The organism is Sporolactobacillus nakayamae (assembly GCF_900113325.1).
Lineage (GTDB): Bacteria > Bacillota > Bacilli > Bacillales > Sporolactobacillaceae > Sporolactobacillus > Sporolactobacillus nakayamae.
This window is the reverse complement of record NZ_FOOY01000011.1, coordinates 82312-105890: the sequence shown is the minus strand read 5'-3', so window position 1 is coordinate 105890 and position 23579 is coordinate 82312. Positions and strand designations below refer to the sequence as shown.

General features: G+C 47.6%; 30 protein-coding genes. 8 read left to right on the top strand and 22 right to left on the bottom strand.

The window, feature by feature from the left end; all coding sequences use genetic code 11:
* Positions 1–93: 93 nt before the first annotated feature.
* The 6 genes from BM003_RS09130 to BM003_RS09105 all read right to left on the bottom strand — a co-directional run bounded on the left by BM003_RS09130 (position 94) and on the right by BM003_RS09105 (position 5726).
* Positions 94–1113, bottom strand: coding sequence for a nuclease-related domain-containing protein (locus BM003_RS09130; RefSeq protein ID WP_093672319.1), 1020 nt, complete (start codon positions 1111–1113; stop codon positions 94–96).
* Between the two features lie 29 nt (positions 1114–1142).
* Positions 1143–1841: a YwaF family protein gene (locus tag BM003_RS09125; RefSeq protein WP_093672317.1), complete on the bottom strand. Its 699-nt coding sequence runs from the start codon at positions 1839–1841 to the stop codon at positions 1143–1145.
* A gap of 41 nt (positions 1842–1882) precedes the next feature.
* Positions 1883–3310, bottom strand: coding sequence for an MDR family MFS transporter (locus BM003_RS09120; RefSeq protein WP_093672315.1), 1428 nt, complete (start codon positions 3308–3310; stop codon positions 1883–1885).
* 591 nt (positions 3311–3901) lie between these two features.
* Positions 3902–4729: an aldo/keto reductase gene (locus BM003_RS09115; protein ID WP_425441044.1), complete on the bottom strand. Its 828-nt coding sequence runs from the start codon at positions 4727–4729 to the stop codon at positions 3902–3904.
* Between the two features lie 137 nt (positions 4730–4866).
* Complete coding sequence (locus tag BM003_RS09110; protein ID WP_093672311.1) at positions 4867–5232, bottom strand: response regulator; 366 nt, start codon at positions 5230–5232, stop codon at positions 4867–4869.
* A complete protein-coding gene (locus tag BM003_RS09105; protein WP_093672309.1) occupies positions 5232–5726 on the bottom strand; it encodes an RrF2 family transcriptional regulator in 495 nt (164 codons plus the stop codon). Before BM003_RS09105 ends, BM003_RS09110 begins: the two co-directional genes overlap by 1 nt.
* Before the next feature lie 312 nt (positions 5727–6038).
* On the opposite strand from BM003_RS09105, the gene BM003_RS09100 reads away from it, so the two are divergent.
* Complete coding sequence (locus BM003_RS09100; protein ID WP_093672307.1) at positions 6039–7385, top strand: glycosyltransferase family 2 protein; 1347 nt, start codon at positions 6039–6041, stop codon at positions 7383–7385.
* On the opposite strand, the gene BM003_RS09095 is transcribed toward BM003_RS09100, so the two are convergent.
* From BM003_RS09095 to BM003_RS09075, 5 genes are all read right to left on the bottom strand, one after another.
* The gene (locus tag BM003_RS09095) at positions 7356–8591 is read right to left on the bottom strand and encodes an AGE family epimerase/isomerase (RefSeq protein WP_245734175.1); all 1236 of its coding nucleotides are present in this window, start codon (positions 8589–8591) and stop codon (positions 7356–7358) included. The two genes, BM003_RS09100 and BM003_RS09095, sit on opposite strands and share 30 nt — an antisense overlap.
* 440 nt (positions 8592–9031) lie before the next feature.
* A complete protein-coding gene (locus tag BM003_RS18105) occupies positions 9032–9157 on the bottom strand; it encodes a hypothetical protein (RefSeq protein WP_281242885.1) in 126 nt (41 codons plus the stop codon).
* Between the two features lie 48 nt (positions 9158–9205).
* Positions 9206–10615, bottom strand: coding sequence for a DHA2 family efflux MFS transporter permease subunit (locus tag BM003_RS09085; protein WP_093672368.1), 1410 nt, complete (start codon positions 10613–10615; stop codon positions 9206–9208).
* Between the two features lie 143 nt (positions 10616–10758).
* A complete protein-coding gene (locus BM003_RS09080) occupies positions 10759–11598 on the bottom strand; it encodes a DUF4097 family beta strand repeat-containing protein (protein ID WP_093672303.1) in 840 nt (279 codons plus the stop codon).
* Positions 11599–11742: 144 nt separating this feature from the next.
* On the bottom strand, positions 11743–12234 hold the full coding sequence (locus BM003_RS09075; RefSeq protein ID WP_093672301.1) for a YbaK/EbsC family protein: 492 nt from the start codon (positions 12232–12234) through the stop codon (positions 11743–11745).
* A 177-nt stretch (positions 12235–12411) separates the two neighbouring features.
* On the opposite strand from BM003_RS09075, the gene BM003_RS09070 reads away from it, so the two are divergent.
* Complete coding sequence (locus BM003_RS09070) at positions 12412–12783, top strand: ParB N-terminal domain-containing protein (RefSeq protein ID WP_093672299.1); 372 nt, start codon at positions 12412–12414, stop codon at positions 12781–12783.
* 30 nt (positions 12784–12813) lie between these two features.
* On the opposite strand, the gene BM003_RS09065 is transcribed toward BM003_RS09070, so the two are convergent.
* The 3 genes from BM003_RS09065 to BM003_RS09055 form a co-directional block, all read right to left on the bottom strand.
* Complete coding sequence (locus BM003_RS09065; protein ID WP_093672297.1) at positions 12814–13233, bottom strand: hypothetical protein; 420 nt, start codon at positions 13231–13233, stop codon at positions 12814–12816.
* A gap of 89 nt (positions 13234–13322) precedes the next feature.
* A complete protein-coding gene (locus tag BM003_RS09060) occupies positions 13323–13769 on the bottom strand; it encodes a hypothetical protein (RefSeq protein ID WP_093672295.1) in 447 nt (148 codons plus the stop codon).
* 129 nt (positions 13770–13898) lie between these two features.
* Positions 13899–14339 (bottom strand): hypothetical protein, encoded by a 441-nt coding sequence (locus BM003_RS09055; protein ID WP_093672293.1) that lies wholly within the window; start codon positions 14337–14339, stop codon positions 13899–13901.
* 257 nt (positions 14340–14596) lie between these two features.
* On the opposite strand from BM003_RS09055, the gene BM003_RS09050 reads away from it, so the two are divergent.
* Positions 14597–15559 carry a nuclease-related domain-containing protein gene (locus tag BM003_RS09050; protein ID WP_245734182.1) on the top strand — a complete coding sequence of 321 codons (963 nt, stop codon included), beginning with the start codon at positions 14597–14599 and terminating at the stop codon, positions 15557–15559.
* Positions 15560–15593: 34 nt separating this feature from the next.
* Here BM003_RS09050 and BM003_RS09045 read toward each other — a convergent pair whose 3' ends face one another.
* Positions 15594–15989 carry a hypothetical protein gene (locus BM003_RS09045; RefSeq protein ID WP_093672289.1) on the bottom strand — a complete coding sequence of 132 codons (396 nt, stop codon included), beginning with the start codon at positions 15987–15989 and terminating at the stop codon, positions 15594–15596.
* A 163-nt stretch (positions 15990–16152) separates the two neighbouring features.
* Here BM003_RS09045 and BM003_RS09040 point away from each other — a divergent pair, with 163 nt between their 5' ends.
* Genes BM003_RS09040 through BM003_RS09020 form a run of 5 tightly spaced genes read left to right on the top strand, consistent with a single transcriptional unit; the run spans position 16153 to position 19051 of the window.
* Entirely contained in the window at positions 16153–16488 is a 336-nt protein-coding gene (locus tag BM003_RS09040; RefSeq protein WP_093672287.1) for a PadR family transcriptional regulator, read from the top strand.
* Entirely contained in the window at positions 16481–17161 is a 681-nt protein-coding gene (locus tag BM003_RS09035) for a DUF1129 family protein (protein WP_143128446.1), read from the top strand. The genes BM003_RS09040 and BM003_RS09035 overlap by 8 nt, the downstream gene beginning before the upstream one ends.
* A gap of 12 nt (positions 17162–17173) precedes the next feature.
* Entirely contained in the window at positions 17174–17854 is a 681-nt protein-coding gene (locus BM003_RS09030; RefSeq protein ID WP_093672285.1) for a DUF1129 family protein, read from the top strand.
* Positions 17855–17867: 13 nt separating this feature from the next.
* Complete coding sequence (locus tag BM003_RS09025) at positions 17868–18302, top strand: DUF4064 domain-containing protein (protein WP_093672283.1); 435 nt, start codon at positions 17868–17870, stop codon at positions 18300–18302.
* Positions 18303–18322: 20 nt separating this feature from the next.
* Positions 18323–19051 carry an EcsC family protein gene (locus BM003_RS09020; RefSeq protein WP_093672281.1) on the top strand — a complete coding sequence of 243 codons (729 nt, stop codon included), beginning with the start codon at positions 18323–18325 and terminating at the stop codon, positions 19049–19051.
* A gap of 99 nt (positions 19052–19150) precedes the next feature.
* On the opposite strand, the gene BM003_RS09015 is transcribed toward BM003_RS09020, so the two are convergent.
* From BM003_RS09015 to BM003_RS08985, 7 genes are all read right to left on the bottom strand, one after another.
* Positions 19151–19873 carry an amino acid ABC transporter ATP-binding protein gene (locus BM003_RS09015; protein ID WP_093672364.1) on the bottom strand — a complete coding sequence of 241 codons (723 nt, stop codon included), beginning with the start codon at positions 19871–19873 and terminating at the stop codon, positions 19151–19153.
* Positions 19873–20532 carry an amino acid ABC transporter permease gene (locus BM003_RS09010; RefSeq protein ID WP_093672279.1) on the bottom strand — a complete coding sequence of 220 codons (660 nt, stop codon included), beginning with the start codon at positions 20530–20532 and terminating at the stop codon, positions 19873–19875. Before BM003_RS09010 ends, BM003_RS09015 begins: the two co-directional genes overlap by 1 nt.
* A 79-nt stretch (positions 20533–20611) precedes the next feature.
* A complete protein-coding gene (locus tag BM003_RS09005; RefSeq protein WP_093672277.1) occupies positions 20612–21427 on the bottom strand; it encodes a basic amino acid ABC transporter substrate-binding protein in 816 nt (271 codons plus the stop codon).
* A gap of 198 nt (positions 21428–21625) precedes the next feature.
* Positions 21626–22237 (bottom strand): nitroreductase family protein, encoded by a 612-nt coding sequence (locus tag BM003_RS09000; protein WP_093672275.1) that lies wholly within the window; start codon positions 22235–22237, stop codon positions 21626–21628.
* An 83-nt stretch (positions 22238–22320) separates the two neighbouring features.
* The gene (locus tag BM003_RS08995) at positions 22321–22656 is read right to left on the bottom strand and encodes a winged helix-turn-helix transcriptional regulator (protein ID WP_093672273.1); all 336 of its coding nucleotides are present in this window, start codon (positions 22654–22656) and stop codon (positions 22321–22323) included.
* A 195-nt stretch (positions 22657–22851) separates the two neighbouring features.
* Entirely contained in the window at positions 22852–23253 is a 402-nt protein-coding gene (locus BM003_RS08990; protein ID WP_093672271.1) for a hypothetical protein, read from the bottom strand.
* Between the two features lie 2 nt (positions 23254–23255).
* Positions 23256–23468: a helix-turn-helix transcriptional regulator gene (locus tag BM003_RS08985; RefSeq protein ID WP_093672269.1), complete on the bottom strand. Its 213-nt coding sequence runs from the start codon at positions 23466–23468 to the stop codon at positions 23256–23258.
* Between the last annotated feature and the right edge of the window lie 111 nt (positions 23469–23579).

The following is a 23579-nucleotide window of genomic DNA, read 5'->3' as shown; positions in this document are numbered from 1 at the left end:
GTTCGGTTCGACTTTTCGATGGTTCGGTTCGACTTCCGCTCTTCGGTTCGACTTCTCCTCTCTTCGGTTGAAGTTTCATTGTTTGATAGGATACTATCTTCTTTTCCGCCTTGATTTAATTGTATTTTTTAAGCATTGACTCAATTGTTCATGAGAAGGAGAGAGATAATATAATCCCTTGCCTCGGCCATTTCCTGAGAGTGTGAGATTCATCTTTTTAATTAGACGGTTTACGATTAATCTTTGGTCTGCTCCTAGATTCAAAAACTCGCGGCATTGTTTGTTGGTCATGGTTTGTCCCATTAATAGGAAGTAGTGGAGAATCATCGACTCGTGCGCAGTTTTGGATTTGTAGCCACAATGAGGACAATGCCAATTTGCGTAGATTCGCCGCATAGCGTAGTTGCGGCAGCGCGTGCAGCGGACACCGCGCAGCAGCTCGGATGGTTGGATGTTAAACGTGTTCAGAACATTGGTAAATGGATCGGAGTGCGCCTGCAACAGTTGGGTTTCAATTTGCTGCAGAAACGGGGTATACCGGCGACCGCCGCTGTGTTTTTCAAGCATCGCTTGAATTTTGAGCGGTGCCTGTTCGGCGTGGAAGACGTGGTTCTGGACGCGACGCGAATGTGTGGGATTTTCAATAATGGTACTCGGATTTGAGATCACGACATCGGCTTCGATTGGAATCGCCGGCAGGCCATGGGCGGTGAGCCAGCGAAGAAGCAATTCGCGATGACGACCGACCTGCAACAGCGAATTTGGAAAACCGTCGCGGCGGTCACCCATTCGGCGAATAACTTGACCCTTTTCGCTTGTGAAAATAAGAATTCCGGAATAGTTTTTCACTTCAATTAGTGAGATAAACGTGGGTGTGAGAATCAGGACGTCGATTTGACAGTCGTCCAAATGGAGTCCGTAAAACACATGAAAATCTGCAATTTCGAACATATCGAGGTAATAAGCGAGATTCTGCTCACCGATCCAACCTGAGCTGCGCTTATCGAGATCTGCTTCGATAGACGCCCTTGCCGGGTGGCCGCTCGGCAGATGCTCGAGCAGTGCCTGATCAGCGAGCAGCCGCATCGGGATTAGCAATTTTTTCGAAATCAATAGGCATCATCCTCCACTAGTGATAGAGTCTATTTTCGACAGCAGTCGCCCTTTTTCCTCCTGCGAACAAACCAATAGAGCAAATGAAATTCAACGAGCATCAGCACCTCCACCAAGAGCAGATACCACGGCCACGGACCGAGCCAGTTCAGCACCGACACACCCGGCTTGCGCATCAAATACAAATAGTTGGCGCCAAGCATCCGGTTCACAACGAAAATGAGCGCCGCATACAGATTCATCCACAGCGCAGCCCACCACAGCGAGCGATACGCCGGCCGCACGTGCTCGACCGCGATCATATAAAGACAGGCGAGCACCGTCGCCCCATGCGTCGCGAAAAATTGCAGAAAATGCAGCTGCGGAAAAGACGCACCCAGGTCCGGCGTCACCAGCGCCTGAACCGCACTGCCGATCCCCGCGAAATACAAAATTGCCGCAAGCGACCGGCTCCGAGTCAGCAGCATCACCGCCGCAAGCAGCGCCGCCACATCACTCGCCTGAAGCGGCAACGACGAGCGCGCCGACCATTTTCCCGCCACAAGCACACCAACCTGATACCCCAGCTCCCCAATCAGCAAAACCCCCGCAAGAAAATAGCGCGTAAAAAGGGTCTGCCTGAAAAGAAACAGGCAGACCCCTAACGTCATGATGACGAGTAATGTGCTTATATGTTCTACCGAAAAGAGTGCGAAACCGATGATTTGCGGATAAAGATATGCGGACATTTTTCTCACCTCATAAGCATTATGCCGCAAAAGCCGGCTTTTTACCCTTCTTCATCCGGAGCAATGGTCCGCTTCAAAAACAATGAGAGCAGCAGTGAAACCACGCCGACAGCAAGTGCGACGATAAAGGCGTGGTTCATGCCGGCGACGAGTGCCTGCAGCATTTGAGACGGCGCTTTAGGATTGGCGGATTGGCTGAGATAGGCCTGTTGACCGGACACCATGATGCCGATAAACAGGGCAGTGCCGATACCGCCTGCGACCTGCTGCAAGGTGTTCATGATCGCCGTGCCATGCGGATACATACGCTTCGGCAGCTGATTCAAGCCGGTTGTCGACACAGGCATCATCACCATCGACATGCCGATCAGCAGCGCGGCGTACAATATGATGATATACAGCATTGTCTCCGCAACAGTCAGCCTGCTGAACAGCCAGATTACGACACACATGATCAGCAGTCCGGGCGTAACGAGCCGGCGCGGGCCAAACTTATCGAACAATTTTCCCATCACCGGCGACAGCATACCGTTGATCAAACCGCCCGGCAGGAGCACAATCCCGGCCGCAAATGACGACAACAGGAGTGCCTGCTGCAGATAAAGCGGGAGCAGAATCATCGTCGCGAACAACGTGACCATCACCAGAATCATAATGATCGTCGCGAGCGTGAACATTGGATATTTAAATGCGCGAAAGTCAAGAATCGGATTCGCGATGACCAGTTGGCGCCAAACAAACAGTACCAGACTGATCACGCCAACGATCAGAAAGACAAGGCTAAGCCAGCCGCCTTCCGCGCCGGAACCCATACCGTATACCAGTCCGCCGAACCCGAGCGTGGATAGAACAACTGAAAATACATCCACTTTAGGCTTAGTTACTTCGGAAACATTGGTTAAGAACCGCGACGCGAACAAAATGGAGAAAACGGCGAGCGGAATGACGAGATAGAACAGCCAGCGCCACGAAAGTGAAGCGATGATCAAGCCGGACAAGGTCGGGCCGAGCGCAGGCGCGAACATAATCACAAGCCCGATCAGGCCCATAGCGCCGCCTCTTTTTTCAGGAGGATAGATGAACAAAATCGTATTCATCATGACCGGTAAAATAAGACCGGAGCCGGCGGCCTGGATCACGCGCCCGGCAAGCAGGAAGGAAAAGTTCGGCGCAAAGCCGCAAAGCACCGTTCCGACCAGAAAAATCGTCATCGCGCCAAGGAACATCTGGCGCGTGGTAAACCAGCCGGTCAAGAGCGCTGTCACCGGCATCAGGATGCCGATAACGAGCAGATAGCCGGTCGTCAGCCATTGAACCGTTGTCGGCGTCACATTAAAGTAATTGATTAAGTCGGATAGCGCGATATTGAGCAATGTTTCGTTTAGAATCGCGACAAACGCGCCGATAATCAGCGCCACGGTTATGGGGCCGCGTTTGATCTCTTGTTTTCCTTTCGAGCTGTTTGTCATCTATACAAAACTCCCCAGCTAGTAAATTTCACATTCTTTTGCCAATCAGTCGCTAATCAAATCGAAATCCGCTCGCCTTTTTTAATGGAGATCCCGTTCGTTCACTGGATAATGGCCATTAATCCCACGATAAATCGAGCTGTAACCCATCGATGAAAAGTTGCAGCTAATTCACCATGAGTCGTAGCTAATTCCCCAAAAGTTGTAGCTAATTCACCAAAAGTCGTAGCCAACTTCCGGGGTTGTAGCCAATCCATCAAGAGTTGTAGCTAACTTACCAAAAGTTGTAGCCAACTCCCGTAGTTGTAACCAATCCATCAAAAGTTGTAGCTAATCCATCAAGAGTCGTAGCTAACCTTCGAAAAGTCGTAGCTAACCTTCGAGGTTGTAGCCAATCCATCAAAAGTTGTAGCCAACCTTCGAAAAGTTGTAGCTAACTCCCGTGGTTGTAGCTAATTCATCAAGAGTTGTAGCTAATTCACCATGAGTTGTAGCTAACTCCCGTGGTTGTAGCCAATCCACCAAAGGTCAGAAGAAGGGCTTGGCGAAATGGTTGGGATTCCGCCAAGCCCTTCTTTTTTTGGTGATCGATTAGAAATCAAAATTGTCGGGGTCTGCGCCAAAGCGTTTATCCTCGTTCAACGCGTCGATGGTGTCGATGTCTTCCGGAGACAGTTCGAAGTCGAAAATATCGGCGTTGCTGATGATATGCGCCTCCTGAGTTGAGCGCGGGATCGTGATGATGTCACTCTGGACGTTCCAGCGCAGCATGACTTGTGCTGCGCTTTTTCCATATTTATCTCCGATCGCTTTTAGGCCTGGGTGGTTGATTAAACCGCCGCTTCCGAGTGGTGAATAGGCTTCAACGGCGATGCCTTCTTTATAGCAATAGTTGCGCAGCGGTACTTGGGACAGGAGCGGGTGAAGCTCGACCTGATCGACAGCCGGTTTGATTTCGGCATCCTGCAGCAGGTCTTCCAGATGGTGCGCGTGGAAATTGCAGACGCCGATCGCGCGTGCCCTGCCCTCTTTATATAATCTTTCCATAGCCTTCCATGTTTCCTTGTATTTTCCGGCGGTCGGCCAATGAATCAGATACAGATCAACCGTTTCGATCCCGAGCTTCTTCATACTCGTCTCGAACGCGGCCAACGTGGAATCGTAGCCTTGATCGGCGTTCCACACTTTAGTCGTCACGAACACATCGTCCCGCTTCAGTCCGGATTGACGCAATGCCTCGCCGACACCGGCCTCGTTGCGGTAGATGGCCGCCGTATCGATCATTGTATAACCGGCATTCAGCGCGGAACGAACCGAATGGATCACTTCCTCACCGTCCTTGACCTTCCAAACACCCAGTCCGAATCCCGGCATGGCTAATCCATTGTTCAATTTTACTGTGTCATTCAATGCATGAATCATATCGTTCGACCTCCCTGTCCTATTTATTTTCTCACAGATTCGAATCAGAGAAAAGAAATTTACTCAACACAAATACTCACCTTAAATAACGAAAAAAAGGTGCGCGCACGCACCTTTTCCTATTCATTGATTTATTAGTGTTGCGCCGACCAGTACCATGGACTTGCCGGTGTCAGGTCATCGCTGGTTGTTTCGCTGCCGCGCTCGGACAATTGCGCAGAGAGATTCATGAACCAGTCGCGATCTGATGTAATAAGCGCGATATCCGCCATACTGCGTAATTGCTGACCGTTCAGTTCCATATCTGGGAACGGTTTGATCAGGTAGCCGAGTGTTTCGATCACTCTGCCGACCGTTGATTCGCGGTCGCAAGCAACAACGTGAATTTTGACGGTTCCTTCTTCGTGGTTGTAGTCAACGACGAACCCATGCATGAGCTCGCCATTCACCGTTCTTCCTTTTACCCAATCGCCTTTTTTCCATCTGGATTCTTGTTGCATTAACCTTCACCACCGATCTTTTTTATATGTGCATTCATTTGTTCGTTAATTCCGGCAGCCATCGTCTCCGGTTCCTGCGTGACCGACTGTTCGGTTCGCTTGATCAGCGAATCGATCGACCAATGATCAAGATATTCTTCAAGTCCTCGTTCCGCGCCGGTAAACGCGAAATCCATCACCGAGCGGATGCGGTCAAATTCCGGATCTTGCGCGCAACCGGTGGCACACCAACTGAGTTTCAAGGGCTCGCATGAAATTGATTGATAGATTCGCGCCAGTGTGCAGGCGCGTGGATCGCAGCCCATTCGATAGCCGCCGCCCAGTCCTTCTTTTGTTTCGACGAGCCCGTTTTTGCGCAAACTACTCATAATCTTGCGAATTCGGGCCGGATGCGCGTGCACCTTCTGTGAGAGCGACTCGCTGTTCCAGACATGATCCGGCGTCTTCGCGAGCACAATCAAGCAGTGAACGGCAATGGTATACTGACTGTTCATTCTATGATTCCCCTTTTAGGAGATTAGTGTAATTATAATAGATACAGTTTACAAAATCAATTCATTAATCCATTAAAAGTGCCATTGGCAGCATTTTACACGGAAAATAATAGATTCTGCGACTTCCGGCCCTTACTTAATAAAGCGGCGTATGATATTAGATAAGGCATCGCCATTCTTTTTTCTCTATTATTGTACGGTTTCCAGTAATCCTGTGGTAATTTTTGATTCTTGATCCGCATGCAAGAACCTTCATATAATGGTCACGTATCAGAAACGATACGACTAGACGATAACTTTTAGGAGGATTCGATGTATCCAAGTTTAACTCCTCTTGAACCGAAAAGGTTGTCTCATAGATTCTATGTCAGCGTGTCCATTAAATTCTGGACCAGCCATGCTTTTGCTTTTGGATGGTTCCTTTTCTCTATCTATCTCTCTATTCCTTGGCTCGAAGATTTTTCTTCTATTGTCACCTATCCTGTTGCGATCATAATTATTGGCGGGATTGCTTATGTTCCCGGATATATGAATGCCTTTTTAATGATCAGTCTGCTGATCGACCGACAGCCGAAGTTGAAGCACGCATTTCCTACTGAACCGGTCACCATACTTATTGCGGCTCACAATGAAGAAGCGTCCATTTTTAACACCTTGAACTATGTTGCAAATCAGGATTATAAAGAATATCTGCGCGTGGTTGTTATCAACAATCATTCGAACGACGATACCGACGGCGAGATTGCGCGCGCGGCAAATACGTTTGATCTTGACGTGACCATTCTGCATGAGCAAACACCGGGGAAATTTCACGCGTTGAATAAGGGGCTGCGGCACGTGACCACGCCTTACGTCATCACTTTGGATGCGGACACTTTGCTCCATCCATCGGCGGTGCGCTATCTGATGGCGCGAATGAAAAGCAGTCCGAGTGACGTGTGTGCGGTTGCCGGATCGATGCTTGTCCGCAACAGCCGCGCGTCGCTTTGTACGAAAATGCAGGAATGGGATTATTTTCTTGGCATTGCGTCGATCAAGCGTCTGCAAGGGCTTTACCAAGGCACACTTGTCGCTCAAGGCGCGTTTAGCTTATACAAAACAGATTGTGTTCGCCGGGTTGGCGGATGGCCGGACGCGATCGGCGAGGATATCGTGTTGACGTGGCGACTCCTCCGTCAAAAGTGGAAGGTGTATTTTGAACCGCTGGCCGCCGCATTCACCGATGTTCCGGAAACGCTGCCGCATTTTGCCAAACAGCGCTCGCGTTGGGCACGCGGCATGCTTGAGGGGCTTGGTGAAATTAAGCCATGGCATCAACCGCGGCTTTTCACCAAATACCTGACCGGCGTTAATTTGATGATGCCGTATCTGGATATTGTCTACACGCTCTGCTGGATTCCCGGGTTATTTTTAGCATTCTTCGGCATCTACTGGATCGTCGGATTGACTACATTACTTGTGCTGCCGCTGACTTTTTTGAGCTACGGTTCGCTTTACCTTTACCAGAAACATGTTGTGTTTAAAAAATTGGGACTCAGCGTCCGTAAAAACAAAATTGGGTTTCTGCTGTTTATCTTGTGCTATCAACTAATCATGTCACCGGTTTCTGTGTGGGGCTACATGCAAGAACTATTCAAATTGAAACGCGTCTGGAAATGAGTTTCCGAATACATGCATCGCCTCGTAATAGTTGGCGATCGGGTGGTCGTCCGCTTTCGTAAGCGGGCTTTTTTCATAGATGACGCGGAGATTCGCGCGCCCGAGCTTCGGATACCACGCGCCATAGCGATGATCGATGAAGTGTGCCCAGCAGTAGGAGAAAAGCTCCCGATAGTGCTTCAGATAAAACGCCGCGTCCGGTGCGCCGCCGGCGAGACGCGCGGAGGCGCCGAGTGCTTCGGCCATTACCCAATAGTATTTATAGTGATCAAAAATGCGTCCATCGGCTGCCATCGAAAAATAAAGACCGCCATATATCGGGTCGGATGCGGCTTTCCACGCGGTGCGGTAGAGAAAAACAGCACGGTCAACGAGCCACGGCTCGCGCGTAAAGTCGTGCAGCTTCATCAACAGCTTGCTCCATTCAATCGAATGACCAAACACGAATCCGAATGGTCGAAATTCATTATTCTGATCTCCGGCGTGCTGCCTCCAGTCCGGCCGCCACTCCGGATCGTACTGCTCCCAAATGAGCCCGCCCGTTTGATCCGCGAGTGTGACAGTTACGGAGTGCGCAAGCGCGCGTACCCTGTGCAAAAAGGCGCGTTCACCAGTCGCTTCAAAGGCGGCGATCATCGCTTCACACATCTGCATGTTGGCATTTTGGCCGTGATACGGATCGGATGCGCTCCAGTCGCGGCTTTTCGCATCGAGATAAAGTTGATGCGCATCGTCCCAAAGATGCTTTTGCAGCGTCTGCACGAGTTCGTCGATGAGCGGGCGCGCCTTGCCAATGCCCGCCTTCGCTGCTGTCGCGAGCGCGCGCAGAACAAAGGCTTGGCCGTACGCATATTTTCCGGTATCGGTGGGCGCGCGCTTTTCCGCTTGCCAATAGTAGCCGCCATATTCCTGGTCGTGAAAAACCTCTTCAAGAAAACGCAGCCCATGTTCCGCCATCGTTTTCCAATGCCGCGGGCCGCCAAGCATCGTCCCCACGCTGAATATATAAATGAAGCGAGCGGTCCCGACAAGTGATTTGGTTTCGTAATCGCAGATCGTGCCATCGTCGAGGTAACAATGATAATAGCCGCCGCTCACCTGATCGATACATTGCGGATCATAAAAGCGGATCGTTTCAAAAATTTGCGTGCGCAGCCATTCCGGATTGAAAAATACTTTGCCGCCGTCCATGTTTTCATCGCTCATCGCCGCACAACTCCTCTCTGCAGATTTTCATACTAGATGTATGCAGAGAGACGATCGGCTATGAAGAGAAAGCTTCAGCTCACCATATAAAAAAATATTCTAATGATGAAAAAGGTCAACCGAAGCGATAAACTTCATCGTGAGTTTGGTCTATGCACGAGACTGATCGGTCCATGCACGAAATCCGTGATCCAATGCACGAAAACTCCGGATCAATGCACGAACCACAAGCCAGAAGCGAGTCCATGCACAAGACTGATCGGTCTATGCACGAAATCCATGATCCAATGCACGAAAATGACGGATCAATGCACGAATGCTAGACAGAACCGAGTCCATGCACGTGATTGATCGGTCTATGCACGAAATCCATGATCCAATGCACGAAAATGCCAGGTCAATGCACGAACCACAAGCCAGAACCGAGCCCATGCACGAAATTAGTTGGTCCATGCACGAAATCCGTGATCCAATGCACGAAAATGCCGGGTCAATGCACGAAATCCATGATCCAATGCACGAAAATGCCGAGTCCATGCACGAACCGCTAGCCAAATAAAGAGCAAAAAAAATCCTCCCTATACCGTTCATATCCGGTACGGGGAGGATTCATTTTAATTAGTAGCTGGTTTTTTCACGAAAAGTGCGAGAATCAATGCCACTAAAATAATCAGCGCGGCGACAAAGAAGGCCGCGTTGACGCCGCGAATCAGCCCGTCGACGCCATATTTATGCGGGTCGAGCGCAGTTGACGCCATGACGGTGAACAGCAGTGCCGTTCCGATTGACCCGGCAACCTGACGCATGGTATTGTTCATCGCTGTGCCGTGCGGAATCATATGATGCGGCAGCTGGTTCAAACCGGCTGTCGTTGTCGGCATCAAGACCATTGACAGGCCGAACATTCGCGCCACATTCACCAACGCTAAATACGCGAACGATGTTGCAGCATCGAGTCGGCACAGCAGCAAGGTCGTCAGAAGTACAATACTGAGACCGGTGATTGCCAGGCCGCGCGCGCCGATTTTATCGAAAATGCGTCCGGTGATCGGCGACATGATGCCCATCACAATTGCTCCGGGCAGCAGCATCAGACCGGACTTGAGCGGCGAGAAACCGAGCATCGTCTGCATGTAGATCGGCAGCATCGTCGCGCCGGCAATAAATGCCGTAAAACAGAGCATCCCGATTGCCGTTGTCAAGGTGAAAATCGGGTAGCGGAACACCTTAAATTCCAAAATCGGCTGCTCAAGGCGAAGCTGCCTGATAATGAACGCCGTGAGTGCAACAGCGCCAAGTACGAGCGTCAGCAGCACTTCGGGATCGTCCCAACCGTGGCTGCCGGCAATACTCGAACCGTACAGCAAGCCGCCAAAACCGAGTGTTGAGAGAACGATCGACAGAATATCCAGCTTCGGATAAGTACGCTTAGTCACATTTTTCAAAATGAAAAAGGCGAGAATAAAATCGAGCAGCGCAACCGGAAGCACAACATAGAATAGGATGCGCCATGAATAATGATTAATCAGCCAGCCGGACAAGGTCGGTCCAATCGCCGGCGCGAACCCGATCACAAGTCCGAAGATGCCCATGACCGAGCCGCGTTTCTCAATCGGAAAAATGATGAACATAATCGTCATCATCAGCGGCATCATAATCCCCGCGCCCATCGCCTGAATGATACGTCCGATAATCAGCAAAGCAAAATTGTTTGAGACCAGGCATACAAGCGTGCCAACAGTAAACGATCCCATCGCCGATAAAAACAGAGCGCGTGTGGTGAACCTTCCCTCGAGAAAGGCCGTTATTGGAATCATGATTCCGTTGACAAGCAAGAATACAGTTTGAATCCATTGCACCATGACCGACGTCAAATTCAAGTCATGCATGATACTTGGAAGTGCCGTAACCAGCAAGGTTTGATTTAAAATCGTTATAAAACCGCCGAAAACCAAAACAAGAACAATCGGCACCACATTGAGATTGCGGTGCACCTGGATTCTATTTTCTTCCATAATACTCATTCCAACACTTCTTTCTAAAATGTTCATGATTGACAATGCTGATTGTGATTCACCGATCATCAGCACCGGGCAACTTATTTATCATATCATGAAAATTTTATTCGTGTAAGCATTATGATTTACTCTTAATTGAGCCGGGAAGCTTAATAGATACGCAGCAAACCGCTGTTCACCGCCGCGTCAAACGTAGCTTTTCCCGAACCATGGATACCGCTGATCGTACCGTTGCCGGATTGCTTTTCCTTAAGCGGCAAGGTGCAGCGAATCAATCCGCTGCTCGTCTTTCCGTTAAGACGGAAGCCGGCGTTATTCGGCAGGTCAAAACTGGCGGAGCCCGAGTTGACTGTTGCCTTTACCGATCCACTTAATTTGGCAACCTCCATCTCCAAATTACCGGAATGCACGTGCGCGGTGAACGCTCCAGAGAAATTGGTGACATTTAAATTGCCGGAGCGCAGATCAATTCTTGCAGACGGTGTCTTTAACGTATCGATTCTTAAGTTGCCGGAATGCACGTCGATTTGAGCAAAGTCGGCGGAAATCCCACTCAGGTTTGCAGATCCTGATGCTATGTTCACCGCTAATTCGCGATAGTTTGCCTCATCATCAAATTCTAGCATCCCCGATCCGACATCGAGGCTGAGTTCCCCCGCGTACGAACGGGGAATCGTAATCGTTACCTTGGAGCGATCCCACCATGAGAAAAAAGTGAATTGCCGGTGCGTCTTCACCTGAATCGAGTTACCCGACCGCTGAACCGAGACACTCCCTTTGCCGCGCAGCTTCGCGTGCACCCGATTGCCGCTGCCAAGTACCACCTCAGTTTTGATACTTCCGACCTTTATATCCATCTGGTTCACCTGCTCCGTCACTGTCGCCGAACTTTTCTGCTTGCCAAAGGGCAGCCCGGGCAAATGAATTGGATTGACGAAGACCATATAGGCAGCGACCACGATGGCTAATACAATCACGAACCTTTTCATAAAAACCGCCTCCTCGTTTTTATCATCAATGGCTGTGCCAACCGTCTCATCGAAAAATTTTTCTTCCTTTATAGTATAGAAAAACGCCGGCGATTGAGAAACCGTCCGACGTTCTATGCATGTGTACGACTTAAGTTCTAAGTGTCAGGCTTCCGGCTCGTCTTGCCAACCTTTGCAGACATCGACCCATGACTTTCCATTACCCAATGTGTACAGATCATCAATTGTCAACTCGATCGCGGAATTGCTGCTGCCGCACGCCGGGAACACCGTTTCAAATCGTTTCAGCGATTCGTCCATGAACACCGGCCAGTCCTGGTTTAAAGCAAATGGGCAAACGCCGCCGACCGCGTGGCCAACGAGCTCCAGCGTCTCGTCCGGTGAGAGCATATGCGCCTTGAAGCCGAATTCATGACGAAATTTTTTATTGTCAATCTTAGCGTCACCCGCTGCGACAACCAGCATCGCGCCCTCTTTATTTTCTCCTCTGAATGCGAGTGTTTTCGCGATTCGTTCCGGTTCCACATGCAGATGCTCCGCCGCCAGCTGAACCGTCGCGCTTGAGAGTTCCAGTTCAATAATATCTTTTTCCCGACCTACCGACCGAAAATAGTCCTTTACTTTTTCTACAGTCATGCCTGTGCCCCCGTTCCTTTACTATTATCGTCAAGTTTAGCAAAAAATAGTGATCTGTCAATTGGTATCTGGTCGAATTTTACTTTGCAAAATCTATGGATCTATTATAAATTTAAACTATTATCATTCGCGTGCGTGCGCGAATGTTTTGGGAAAACCATAAAGAAGGGGTTGCGCATGGTAGAATTATTAACTGGAAAAGAAATTTGCGGACGGTACACTGATCTTGAGAACGATGCATTCGGCACTGAAAACCACCGCTTCGAGCTGATCACGATCGAGAAGGAAAAGCTGTACGACGTGCCTTGCTCGTTCAGTAACAATGGAAAGAATCTCGTGACCTACAAAGAATGGGCAAACGATCCGGAAAATTACGATGACTATCATACCGATAACGTCAAACAGATGGTTGATTATATACATGAGGGTGGAAAATTGCCGCCGATGATTGTCAACAAGGATCTCTGCCTTTACGACGGTCAGCATCGGCTGACGGCCTACAGCCTGATCCCGGACATTAAAGAAATTGAGATTTATAAAGAAGTGTGATGAAAACGGGAGTGCTCAGGCACTCTCGTTTTATTTTGTGAGATCCGCGTCTTTTTCGAGAATGCGCGTAATCAAATAACCAAAACAGAATCTGATCGCAACAATGGCGAGAACAAGCAGATGACCGCTGCCGCCCAGTTGATCCTTACCGGCCAAAATGAGATAGGACGCCATCACCATTCCTTCGATTGCCACCTGCGCGATCACTAAATTGCTGATTTGCTCAAGCGTTTTGGCACTGATTTTCTTGTTCGATTTCAACGCTTTTACCGCTTTGTCATTCATAATAAATGGAACAAAGTTGCTGGTAAATTCGCCTCTTCTAAACTTAATAAATCCAATCAGCATGCATACGATGACGATACTGAATACGGAAATCGCTATGTAGAAAAACACCTCGCCCACCTCTTCAATTCGCTGATCCACTTCGCAAGCATTAATTGTCAACATTTTCCAAATAATGCAGTTGTTCTCTTATCCATTGTATCAAATAATAGGAAAAAGATGGCACCGGATAGTCGGGGCCATCTCTTTTATTTTTATCGGCATGCCGGATGCCATGGAAATTGCGGGCACCACCACGGTCTCGGCGGACGCGGCGGCTGTTGCGGGAATGGAACGCCGCGTGGCGGGTACGGACCGAGATAGGTCAACCCGGACATATCTGTGAAGTGTTCTTGATGCTGGACCCAGCGCCTCTGCTGCGGTAAATAGACATTCATGCTTACCATGCCGGTGTTTTGGTTGACACCGAGCAGCTGGATGAGCATCATCCGGTTGTAGCTGGCGAGCCGCGTTTGATAAAAGTGGCCGCGCCTGCCTCGGTTCAATTCCTGCTGAATCGCGTTCGGCGGAACGAGAAACGTCTGCGGTTGTTCGCGTTCATCGTAATAATCATCATCATATTCGGTCACATACCTGTACGGCTCGTATTCGTACGATTCATAGCCGTACGGATACTCATTTCCGTTCTGATCGTAATACATTTTCTAAACACCTGCCTATCTTGTTTATAATACTGTATGCTAGGCATCTTCATCGGACTGGGCTGTGGCCCATTTTGGAGCTCTGAAGAAAAAGATGGCTCCGCATGATGCGGGCGCCATCTTTTTTCATCAGCAGCCGGGAAGCCAAGGATATTGCTGACACCATGGCGGACGTGGTGTGCCGGTACCTTGTCCGCCGCCTTGGGTCCCGCCTTGGCCGCCGAGTGGCGGAGGGGTCGGACCAAGATAAGTCAGCCCGAACATATCCGATTTATGTTCTTGATGAAACATCCATTGCCCGGTTTGCGGCATGTAGACATTCATACTGACCATGCCAGTTGTTGGGTTTATACCAAGAAGCTGGATCGTCACGAGTTCACCGAAGCTTGCCAGCCTGGTACGGTAATAGTGACCGGTTCTTCCTAGCTTAATTTCATTTTCAATTGTCGCCGTTGGCAGCAGCGTCGGCATCTGTTCACGATAAGGATCATACGCATTTTCATTAAATTGATTTCCATAATTATAGTCATAGGGGTTGTAAAAATAACCATCATCGAATTCGTTCGTCATACAGTCACCTACTCCTCTCATTATGTATTACTATATGTCGGGCGATTGTATTGGGCTGGGCGTGATCAAGCCTAAATTATTTTTATAGATTTTGTTTGTGTAAGCGTTTTATATGGCAGCAATCCTTATGGAATTGTCCCCGCCTAGCTTTGTTTCAGCTGACTTTTTGCTGTTTTGTCATTTCGTCTTTTTCCAGGAAATTTGTTATCCTAGTTTTAAGAAATTTGTGGAAGCTAGGAGATGATTCATTGATCAAAATGCAGAGAACGATGCCCTATATCCTCCGTCAACTTCGCGCGTTGAAACGCCGCCTCCCGCCTAGTCATCCGCAATTTGCGCTGATTTGCCAGGATGAGAAAAATCGCTCGCACGGATATAATGGTGAAGTCGCCATCAATTTTTATCTTGCGGATCTGGCGGATGATAATGATTTCTTTATTTATCACGGCCTGCGCCTGCCGACGAACCATTCCTTTTTCCAAATGGACACGCTCATTCTGACCCGTTCCTTCCTATTAATAATTGAAATTAAGGCACTGAAGGGGAGCATTTACTTCGATCCCGTGTTCAAACAAATGATCCGAACATTCAATGGCAAGGTGGACGGATTTCGTGATCCGATCGTACAAGTAAAAAGGCAAAACGATTGTCTAAGCCGTTGGCGTGCCACCCATCGCTTCCTGCAAACTCCGATTGAAGACTTCGTCACATTCAGCAACCCCGAAACCATACTCAAAACGGAGCCTGGCAACAGCATCATCCCCAGTAAAGTGTGCCACATGCACCAAGTTCCCGACCGCATTCAAACATTCACACGTGCTCCAGTCAAAATACGTCTAACCGACCTAGAACGCGACCGATTCAATGATCAGCTCCTCCGAGCCCATACGCCTCTCATTCAAAATGTACTTGAACTCTATCATCTCACTGCCCAAGACCTGATCACCGGTGTTCAATGCCCAAGCTGCCGTAGAATTCCCATGAACCGTATTCACAGCGCATGGCATTGCTCAACTTGCGGCCATCGCTCCAAAGATGCACACCTTGCCCTGCTTGATGACTACTTTTTGCTCGTTTCAAACACCATTACCAATCGCGAATTCCGACATTGGGCGCATTTGAGTTCACCTGATCTTGCAAACGATCTATTAAAGAAAGAAAATCTTACACGTATTGGAAATTGCAGAAGTTCAAGCTATCGTAATCCTGAATTGCTTTAATTAACAGCCTTCCGAGGAAGGCTGTTTCCTTTTATTAATTATTCTTTTCAAGCTTGTGATCGTTTCTCGGATTGGTCGCACTTTTCACCTGATTGTTCCGGATTTTTCCCGGATTAAATTGATTTTTCCCCTGATTAATTGAGCCTTGGCCCCGATTGTAATAGTGCTCGTGCTCATTTCCTGGATTGGTCGCATTTTTCACCTGATTGTTCTGGATTTTTCCCGGATTAAATTGATTTTTCCCCTGATTAATTGAGCCTTGGCCCCGATTGTAATAGTGCTCGTGCTCATTTCCTGGATTGGTCGCATTTTTCACCTGATTGTTCTGGATTTTTCCCGGATTAAATTGATTTTTCCCCTGATTAATTGAGCCTTGGCCCCGATTGTAATAGTGCTCGTGCTCATTTCCTGGATTGGTCGCATTTTTCACCTGATTGTTCCCGGATTTTTCCCGGATTCCCCATGGTGGTCCATCTATTGACTTTCTTCCTCTACTTAGGTAATATTTAATCAGCTAATTTGCATTGCAAGTTAGCTGATTTTTCACCTCAGTATCTTGCTTTACAATATACCATATTAAGAAAGGGGCCGCTATGTCTGTTCGGAGCCAGCTTTTGAAAGGTGTGCTTGATGGTTGTGTGTTGTCGATCATTGAGAAGGAGACAATCTATGGTTATGAGTTATCGAAAAAGCTGCAGGACGCTGGCTTGAATGATGTCAGCGAGGGAACGATTTACCCGGTGCTGCTGCGGTTGCAGAAAAATGGTTATATTCGCGGTGAGATGCGTCCGTCAGAATCGGGACCGAACCGTAAATATTACTCGCTGACCGACGATGGACGCTCGGCGCTGAATGAATTGGCGCTGGAATGGGCGCACATCGCTGGCCCAGTCTCGGAATTAATGCAGAGGAGGCGCACAGATGATTAGTTCAAAGCAATTAATCTTGGAAAATAATGAAAAGCGAAAGCTGCTGACCAAGGAAAACGAGGACTATTATGATAACATGCTGGTCTATATCCGGTTGAATTGGAAAGCATCTGAGCAGCAGAGCGAAGAAATTCTAATGGAGCTGCTCGATCATTTAATTGAAGGACAGCAAGACGGAAAAACCGCAGCCGACATTTTCGGTAATGATCCTAAGGGCTACGCAGATGAGCTGCTTGGCGAGCTGCCCAAGGAAACTTTGAAAACGCGTTTGCCTTTTTTCAGTTACTTGATCGTCTACCTCATCTCAATTTTTTTAAGCGTTCGTGGAATTGCTTTGCTGATCGGCGGTTTCTTCAAGCCGGTGGACACGTCGGTTTTTATTCTCAAATCCACACTTGTTACGCTTTACTCGCTGGTCGCCATTGCTGCGCTCATTTGGTTCATCTTTCATATTGTCGAAAAATCTCTTTTTAAACAACAGTCGAGCAATTGGAAAGATGCGCTGAAAGCCGGGCTAGCCGGAGTCATCAGTTTCGGACTGGGCATCGCGCTGCTGTTTCTGATCCCCAACTTCGGCCCGTCCTTCTCATTCGGTTGGCTACCATCGCTGGCAAGCGGGGCGCTCTTATGGATTGGCTGTTTCTGGGCAAAGAAGAAATTCACTATTTTTTAAGGGGGCTCAACATTGATTAGCTTGAAGCAATTAGTCTCGAATAATAATGAGAAGCGCAAGCTGCTGACCAAGGAAAATGAAAACTATTATGATGACATGCTCGTCTATATCCGGCTTAAATCAAAAGCATCTGAACAGGAAAGTGAAGAGATCTTGATGGAGCTTCTGGATCATTTGATCGAAGGTCAGAAGGATGGAAAAACCGCAGCCCACATTTTCGGCAATGATCCCAAGGGCTACGCGGATGAGCTGATCAGTGAATTGCCAAAGGAGACTTTCAGAACAAGGCTGCCATTTTTCAGCATGTTAGCCGGAACATTCATTACCTGGTATCTGTTAGGCCGTGGAATTTTCTTTCTCATCGCTGGATTTTTTACCGCACTAGAAACCAATGTTTACTTGGGCACAGTGTTGATTGAAACGCTTTACTGGCTTACTTTTGCCTTTTTTATAATCTGGTTTATCCTTCATTTAATTGAACGATCACTTTTTAATAAAAAAAGTACACTTTTAAAAACAATGATTATCGGAGGGATTGTCGGCGCGCTGGGATCAGGAATCGGGTTTGCACTGATGCATTTTCTCCCCAACTTCGGCCCATCCTTTCCATTCGGCTGGCTGCCGTCGCTTGCGAGTGGTGCTATCCTGTGGCTGATCAGCTTTTGGGCGAAGAAAAAGTTCACCATTTTTTAAGGAGGAAAAAATTATGTACAAACGAACGGCTGAACGAATTTTGGGTATCATAGGATTAGTCATTGCAGGGCTGCAGACTTGCGCCGGTATCTTTTCACTGGTGGCTTCGCAAAGCAGTGAATTAAAAAAAATCATGTTGGAATCAGATTCCGCGAAGCATGTGAACGAGCAAGTTGCCGAGATGCAGCGTGTCGGCACATCCTTTCTCACCTTCAGCGGTTTGGCGTTCGCGCTCGCGCTGGTTGCGATTTGCCTGTTAAGCAAAAAGAAGCGGGCAACTGTACCAGCCATTCTACTGGTTGCCGCAGGTGTGCTGATCACAGGAAATTTAATTTTCGCCGGGCCGAATCCGGGAATCTTTGCAGCACTTCTGCTCGTCATTTCCGGCATTATCGCTTGGCGCAAAAAGCCGATCGCAGGTGAAACGCACGGGTCGCACCGCGCGTAGATGTAAAAGGGAGGGATCCGATGAACGAGTATGAGTTGAAAGCTTATGATGAAATCCTAGCGTGGAAACGAAAGTTGCTCAAACCTTCAAGTGTATTGAATCGGATGTCTAAAAAAATTCAGGCAAAAATGAATGGGTATATACCTGAAAAAGTGCAAACTGCGATTACTGCGGCGATAAAAGGAATGGTGCAATCAACGCTGACCGGTTCGCAATGGATGACGAAAAAGAATCAGGCTGCCGGATTGACACTTGAGGAAAAAGATCGGTTGGTTACTGAAAAGTTGTCTAATTATCGGAAAACGGCTGTCATAGAAGGTGCGGGAACAGGCGCGGGCGGCATTCTGCTCGGTCTCGCCGATTTTCCGCTTCTGCTGTCCATCAAGATGAAATTTCTTTTTGACGCGGCATCGGTTTACGGCTTTGATACGAAAAATTATGAAGAACGAATTTTCATTCTGCAGGTGTTTAAGCTCGCCTTTTCGAGTGATGAGGTGCGGAATGAAACGCTTACGATCATTGAAAATTGGGACGTACACAAACAGGAATTTCTGGAAATGGATTGGCAGGAATTCCAGCAGGAATACAGAGATTATCTGGATTTTGCCAAAACGCTGCAGCTGATGCCCGGTATCGGCGCACCGGTTGGAGCAGTGGTGAATTATAATCTGCTTGACCGACTCGGCGAGGCAACAAAAAATTGTTATCGGCTGCGCCTGCTGACCGTTCAACACAATCGGATCGACTAAAAAGTTGTGATTTTCCTAGATCGCGCATCTGAATCTGATCTGCGAACAAAAAAGGCGGGGGACTGAGCGCAATGCGTCCGTCCCCCGCGTTTTTCATGTTTATAACACTTTGCTTAAAAAAGCTTTGGTTCGCTCTTCATTTGGATGCGCGAACAATTGGTTTGGTTCATTTTCTTCTACTATATAGCCGCCATCCATGAAAATGACACGGTCGCCGACTTCGCGGGCGAATCCCATTTCATGGGTGACGACGACCATCGTCATCCCGTCCTTGGCGAGCTGCTTCATCACATCGAGCACTTCGCCAACCATTTCCGGATCAAGCGCTGAGGTCGGTTCGTCAAACAGCATCATCTTCGGCTCCATTGCCAGCGCACGGGCGATCGCGATGCGCTGTTTCTGGCCGCCGGATAGTGAATCCGGATAGGCGTCCGCTTTTTCCGCGAGACCGACCTTGCCGAGCAGCTCCATCGCTTTCGCTTTTGCTTGCTCTTTAGGGACTTTCTTAACTTTGGTCGGCGCGAGCATGATGTTGTCGAGCACGGTCATATGCGGAAATAGATTAAATTGCTGGAACACCATGCCGACATCCTGACGAATTTTATTAATGTTCGCCGTCTTATCCGCAATGTCGGTGCCTTCAATAAATACATGGCCCGATGTAATCGTCTCGAGCAAGTTAATGCAACGGAGCAGTGTCGATTTTCCCGAACCGGATGGTCCGATCACGACCACTACTTCCTGCTTCTCCACCTCAAGGTTTATCTTTTTCAGAACTTCATTTTCGCCAAACGATTTTTTGAGATTTTCTACTTTAATCATCATTTTGTCGCCATCCTTCTTTCCAGGCGATTTACTAGGAAGCTCATGGTCAAGGTTAAAATCAAGTAGATGAAAGAAATGGCTAAGTACGGTGTCCATGTAATTGCGTACTGAGCGCCCATCGCCTGTGCCCAATACGTTAATTCCGGTGCGGCAATTGCCGCGAGCAATGAACTGTCTTTAATCAAACTGATAAATTCGTTGCCCATTGGCGGCAAAACACGGTGCACCGCTTGCGGAAGCACCACATAACGCATCGCCTGCAGCCTGTTCATGCCAAGCGATCGTGCGGCTTCGGTCTGACCCTCATCAATGGATTGAATGCCCGCGCGGAACACTTCGGCAATATACGCCGCTTCATTGAGCGACAAGGCAACGATTCCAGAGATGATGCCGTTCGATTGACCAAAAATGGCCGGAACAACGCCGAAGTGTATAAGTAAAATTTGTACGAAAAGCGGTGTACCCCGGAAAAAGGTAATGTAGCAAACAAACGGCGCGGACAACACTTTATTATTGAGCATTTTCCCAAAACAAACGAGCAGACCAAGGATTGTGCCGAAAACAATCCCGGCAAGTGAAAAGCCGATCGTAAACAGGGTTCCGCTTGCTAAGAAGGGCAAGTATTCTCTGATGATGTCTATAGGGTTAACGCCCAAGCTAATCCTCCCCTAACTTAAAAAGTTGCTTAACATCTCAGTTAAGCAACCTTTATCTGTTACTCATTTTTATCTGATCTTATTGTTGTGCTTTGAGTGTATCAAGATCCGGTGCAACCTTGAACCATTTCTTATAGATCTTCTCATACGTGCCATCGCTGTACAACTTGTTGATCGCTTTGTCGAAGACCGGTTTCAGCTTGCTGTCCTTCGGATACATGATGCCGTAGAATTCAGGTTCGAACGCGTCTTTGTCTTCAACAACTTTCAAGTTCTTGCCTGGGTTGTTGCGCGCATACTGTTCGATGACGGTATTGTCGGCAACGACAGCGACAGCACCCTTATTCTGCATTTCCATGATCGCGAGGCTGATCGTCTTGAATTTTTTAACCTTAGGATTATTCTTACCGACAATTTTCTCTACCGCAGCTTGTCCCGTTGTTCCGGTTTGAACAGCGACGGTTTTACCTTTCAGATCTGCTGCCGATTTGATGCTGCTGTCCTTAGAAACAAGAATTTTATTTGTTGAAAGAAAGTACGGTTTTGAGAAGTCATAGGTTTTCGCACGGTCAGCCGTAATCGAGATTGCTGAAATACTCATATCGGCCGTCTTTGATTTCAATTCGGCAAACACAGGATCCCAACCAACATTGACCAGTTTGTATTTATAGCCGGAAACTTTGCCAAGCGCCTTCATGATGTCGACATCAAAGCCGACCATTTTGCCCTTGTCCAAAGATTCAAACGGAGGATAGGTCGCATCGTTAACCACGCGCAATACCTTTTTGCTAGTCTCTTTCTTAGCTGAAGAGCCGCTGCCGCTGCCTGATGAACAGGCCGTAAAAATCAAGACAAGTGTCAATAAAAGTGATAATACGGATAATTTCTTTATCATTGAAACGTTCCCCCTGTATCTTTCTTATATGTACATGCTATGAATTATTCTCATTATACCCTCTTCATAAAAGTGATAGCAAGATAAATGTTGAATTTTAAAAATATTTGAGGTATTTGTGTGACCATCATGAGAGAAAAGCTCACAATAAAAGACCGAAGGACCCGTTTCCTTCGGTCTTTTGCTAAGTATAGTGAATCAGCCAATCACTTTGACGCGTGAGTCGATTGGTGCAAATTCCTTTTCTCCGGCCGGAGCTGCGATGTTGCCAAATGGCATTTGTCCGCGCAGCTTCCAGTTCTTCGGCAGATCAAATGCTGCTGTAACCGCTTCGTCAATCAGCGGATTGTAGTGTTGCAGCGAAGCACCAACGCCGATTTCAGACAGTGCAGTCCATACTGCAAATTGTGCAATACCTGTGCTGTGTTCCGACCATACAGGGAAGTTATCTGCATACAGTGCGAATTGTTCTTGCAAGCCTTTAACAACATCCTGATCTTCAAAGAAGAGTACCGTACCAACGCCGGCATTAAATGAGGCGAGTTTCGCCGCGGTCGATTCGAATGATTGACCGGCAGGAATAACTTTGCGCAATTCCGTTTCTGCGATTCCGCCTTCGCCCCACAGTTTGTCGCTTTCAGCACCAAACAAAACAACAGCATGCGCGCTTTGTGAGTTGAATGCGGAAGGCGCGAATTTTACAGCGTCCTGAATCGTTTTAATAATTTCTTCCTTGCTTGCTTTCACATTCTTATCTAGAGCATAAATGGATCTGCGGTTTTCGATTGCTTCAATAAATGCGTTTGACATAGGTAAAACACTCCCTAACTAATTTATTCTTAACTTCTTACATAAGTATAGTTTGTTATTAAAAAAAAGTAAAACGTTTTGACTTACTTTTTTTCAGTAGCTTGATCTCCGTACCATTTATTCGCCCAGTTGTGCACTTCATCTAAGATCGGTTTTATTTCTTTGCCCATTTCAGTTAAGCGATAGGTCACCTGAATTGGGTATCCGGTATCAACCATACGCTCAATAATACCCATTCCTTCCAGCTCTCTCAATCGCGCAGAAAGCATCCGATCGCTCAATTCGGGAATTGACCCGGAAATGGTACTAAAGTGAGTTTCTCCAACTAAGAGTACTTCTATAATCAAACCATTCCATTTTTTTCCTAAAATCTGAAAAGCCTTTTCTAGTTTGGGACAGACTGAAACTGCTGGTTGCATGTTAATCACCCCTATATCTATTGTACTACACGCACAATAAATTACCTACTAACATTTATTAATTAAGTGCCTTTTTATTATGGACAATTTGCGAACAACTAGTCAATTCTTGCTCAATCTTCCTCCCCTTCCAAATTAAATGTATCATGGGCAAGCTGGGTTCACCCTGCAGGATGTGCCGGGTTGTGCAGGATCTCATAGCTTCGCTGCGATCAGCGTTCCGATTCCAATCACGAGATACAAAATCATCATGCAGACAATCAGCATGCCGGTTTCAATGGTCTGAATCCCCATGGCATACAAGACAAGCAGTGCCGCGCCGCTTCCAAAAAGTACAAAGTAGAGGACACCCAAAAAGTAACGTTTTAGCATTAATGCGGTGCGTTCGTCAGCTTCAGGAATAGTCCCCATTCTTTTCTTGCGCCACTTGCTCAATGAATAGCTGATGAAAAATCCGATCAGCGGCGCGCCGATAATTGCCGCCGCAATGCTAAAATTGATGGTTACGCCGGCTATGCTCAGTCCGATAAATCCTCCAATGATCATGCCAATTAAAATAATGCCCATAGTGAGCCGTTCCAACCGTTTCTTTTTCATTCCTATTCCTCCTCGTACCCTTCTAGATAAAACATTTCTTCAATGGGAACGTTAAAATATCTAATTAATTTCAAGGCGAGTTCCAGGCTTGGATTGTATTTGTTTTTTTCAATCGCATTGACGGTTTGGCGCGTAATTTTCAAATCCTGTGCCATTTTAACTTGCGTGATCCCATTCTTAAGGCGGATTTCTCGAATATGGTTAACTACTTTCATACAGATTCCTTCTTTGAAGTAAAGATATCTTTACATATAAAGTATCATCAATTAATAGGTATGTAAATATACCTTTACATATTAGCTGGTGAAAATTTATTTTCATACGTT

Coding starts and splice junctions, on each gene's coding strand:
- BM003_RS09125 (WP_093672317.1), bottom strand. CDS start 1,841: ATGTCCGCATATCTTTATCCGCAAATCATCGGTTTCGCACTCTTTTCG.
- BM003_RS09120 (WP_093672315.1), bottom strand. CDS start 3,310: ATGACAAACAGCTCGAAAGGAAAACAAGAGATCAAACGCGGCCCCATA.
- BM003_RS09110 (WP_093672311.1), bottom strand. CDS start 5,232: ATGCAACAAGAATCCAGATGGAAAAAAGGCGATTGGGTAAAAGGAAGA.
- BM003_RS09105 (WP_093672309.1), bottom strand. CDS start 5,726: ATGAACAGTCAGTATACCATTGCCGTTCACTGCTTGATTGTGCTCGCG.
- BM003_RS09100 (WP_093672307.1), top strand. CDS start 6,039: ATGTATCCAAGTTTAACTCCTCTTGAACCGAAAAGGTTGTCTCATAGA.
- BM003_RS09095 (WP_245734175.1), bottom strand. CDS start 8,591: ATGAGCGATGAAAACATGGACGGCGGCAAAGTATTTTTCAATCCGGAA.
- BM003_RS09085 (WP_093672368.1), bottom strand. CDS start 10,615: ATGAGTATTATGGAAGAAAATAGAATCCAGGTGCACCGCAATCTCAAT.
- BM003_RS09080 (WP_093672303.1), bottom strand. CDS start 11,598: ATGAAAAGGTTCGTGATTGTATTAGCCATCGTGGTCGCTGCCTATATG.
- BM003_RS09075 (WP_093672301.1), bottom strand. CDS start 12,234: ATGACTGTAGAAAAAGTAAAGGACTATTTTCGGTCGGTAGGTCGGGAA.
- BM003_RS09070 (WP_093672299.1), top strand. CDS start 12,412: ATGGTAGAATTATTAACTGGAAAAGAAATTTGCGGACGGTACACTGAT.
- BM003_RS09065 (WP_093672297.1), bottom strand. CDS start 13,233: ATGTTGACAATTAATGCTTGCGAAGTGGATCAGCGAATTGAAGAGGTG.
- BM003_RS09060 (WP_093672295.1), bottom strand. CDS start 13,769: ATGTATTACGATCAGAACGGAAATGAGTATCCGTACGGCTATGAATCG.
- BM003_RS09055 (WP_093672293.1), bottom strand. CDS start 14,339: ATGACGAACGAATTCGATGATGGTTATTTTTACAACCCCTATGACTAT.
- BM003_RS09050 (WP_245734182.1), top strand. CDS start 14,597: ATGCAGAGAACGATGCCCTATATCCTCCGTCAACTTCGCGCGTTGAAA.
- BM003_RS09040 (WP_093672287.1), top strand. CDS start 16,153: ATGTCTGTTCGGAGCCAGCTTTTGAAAGGTGTGCTTGATGGTTGTGTG.
- BM003_RS09035 (WP_143128446.1), top strand. CDS start 16,481: ATGATTAGTTCAAAGCAATTAATCTTGGAAAATAATGAAAAGCGAAAG.
- BM003_RS09025 (WP_093672283.1), top strand. CDS start 17,868: ATGTACAAACGAACGGCTGAACGAATTTTGGGTATCATAGGATTAGTC.
- BM003_RS09020 (WP_093672281.1), top strand. CDS start 18,323: ATGAACGAGTATGAGTTGAAAGCTTATGATGAAATCCTAGCGTGGAAA.
- BM003_RS09015 (WP_093672364.1), bottom strand. CDS start 19,873: ATGATTAAAGTAGAAAATCTCAAAAAATCGTTTGGCGAAAATGAAGTT.
- BM003_RS09005 (WP_093672277.1), bottom strand. CDS start 21,427: ATGATAAAGAAATTATCCGTATTATCACTTTTATTGACACTTGTCTTG.
- BM003_RS09000 (WP_093672275.1), bottom strand. CDS start 22,237: ATGTCAAACGCATTTATTGAAGCAATCGAAAACCGCAGATCCATTTAT.
- BM003_RS08995 (WP_093672273.1), bottom strand. CDS start 22,656: ATGCAACCAGCAGTTTCAGTCTGTCCCAAACTAGAAAAGGCTTTTCAG.
- BM003_RS08990 (WP_093672271.1), bottom strand. CDS start 23,253: ATGAAAAAGAAACGGTTGGAACGGCTCACTATGGGCATTATTTTAATT.
- BM003_RS08985 (WP_093672269.1), bottom strand. CDS start 23,468: ATGAAAGTAGTTAACCATATTCGAGAAATCCGCCTTAAGAATGGGATC.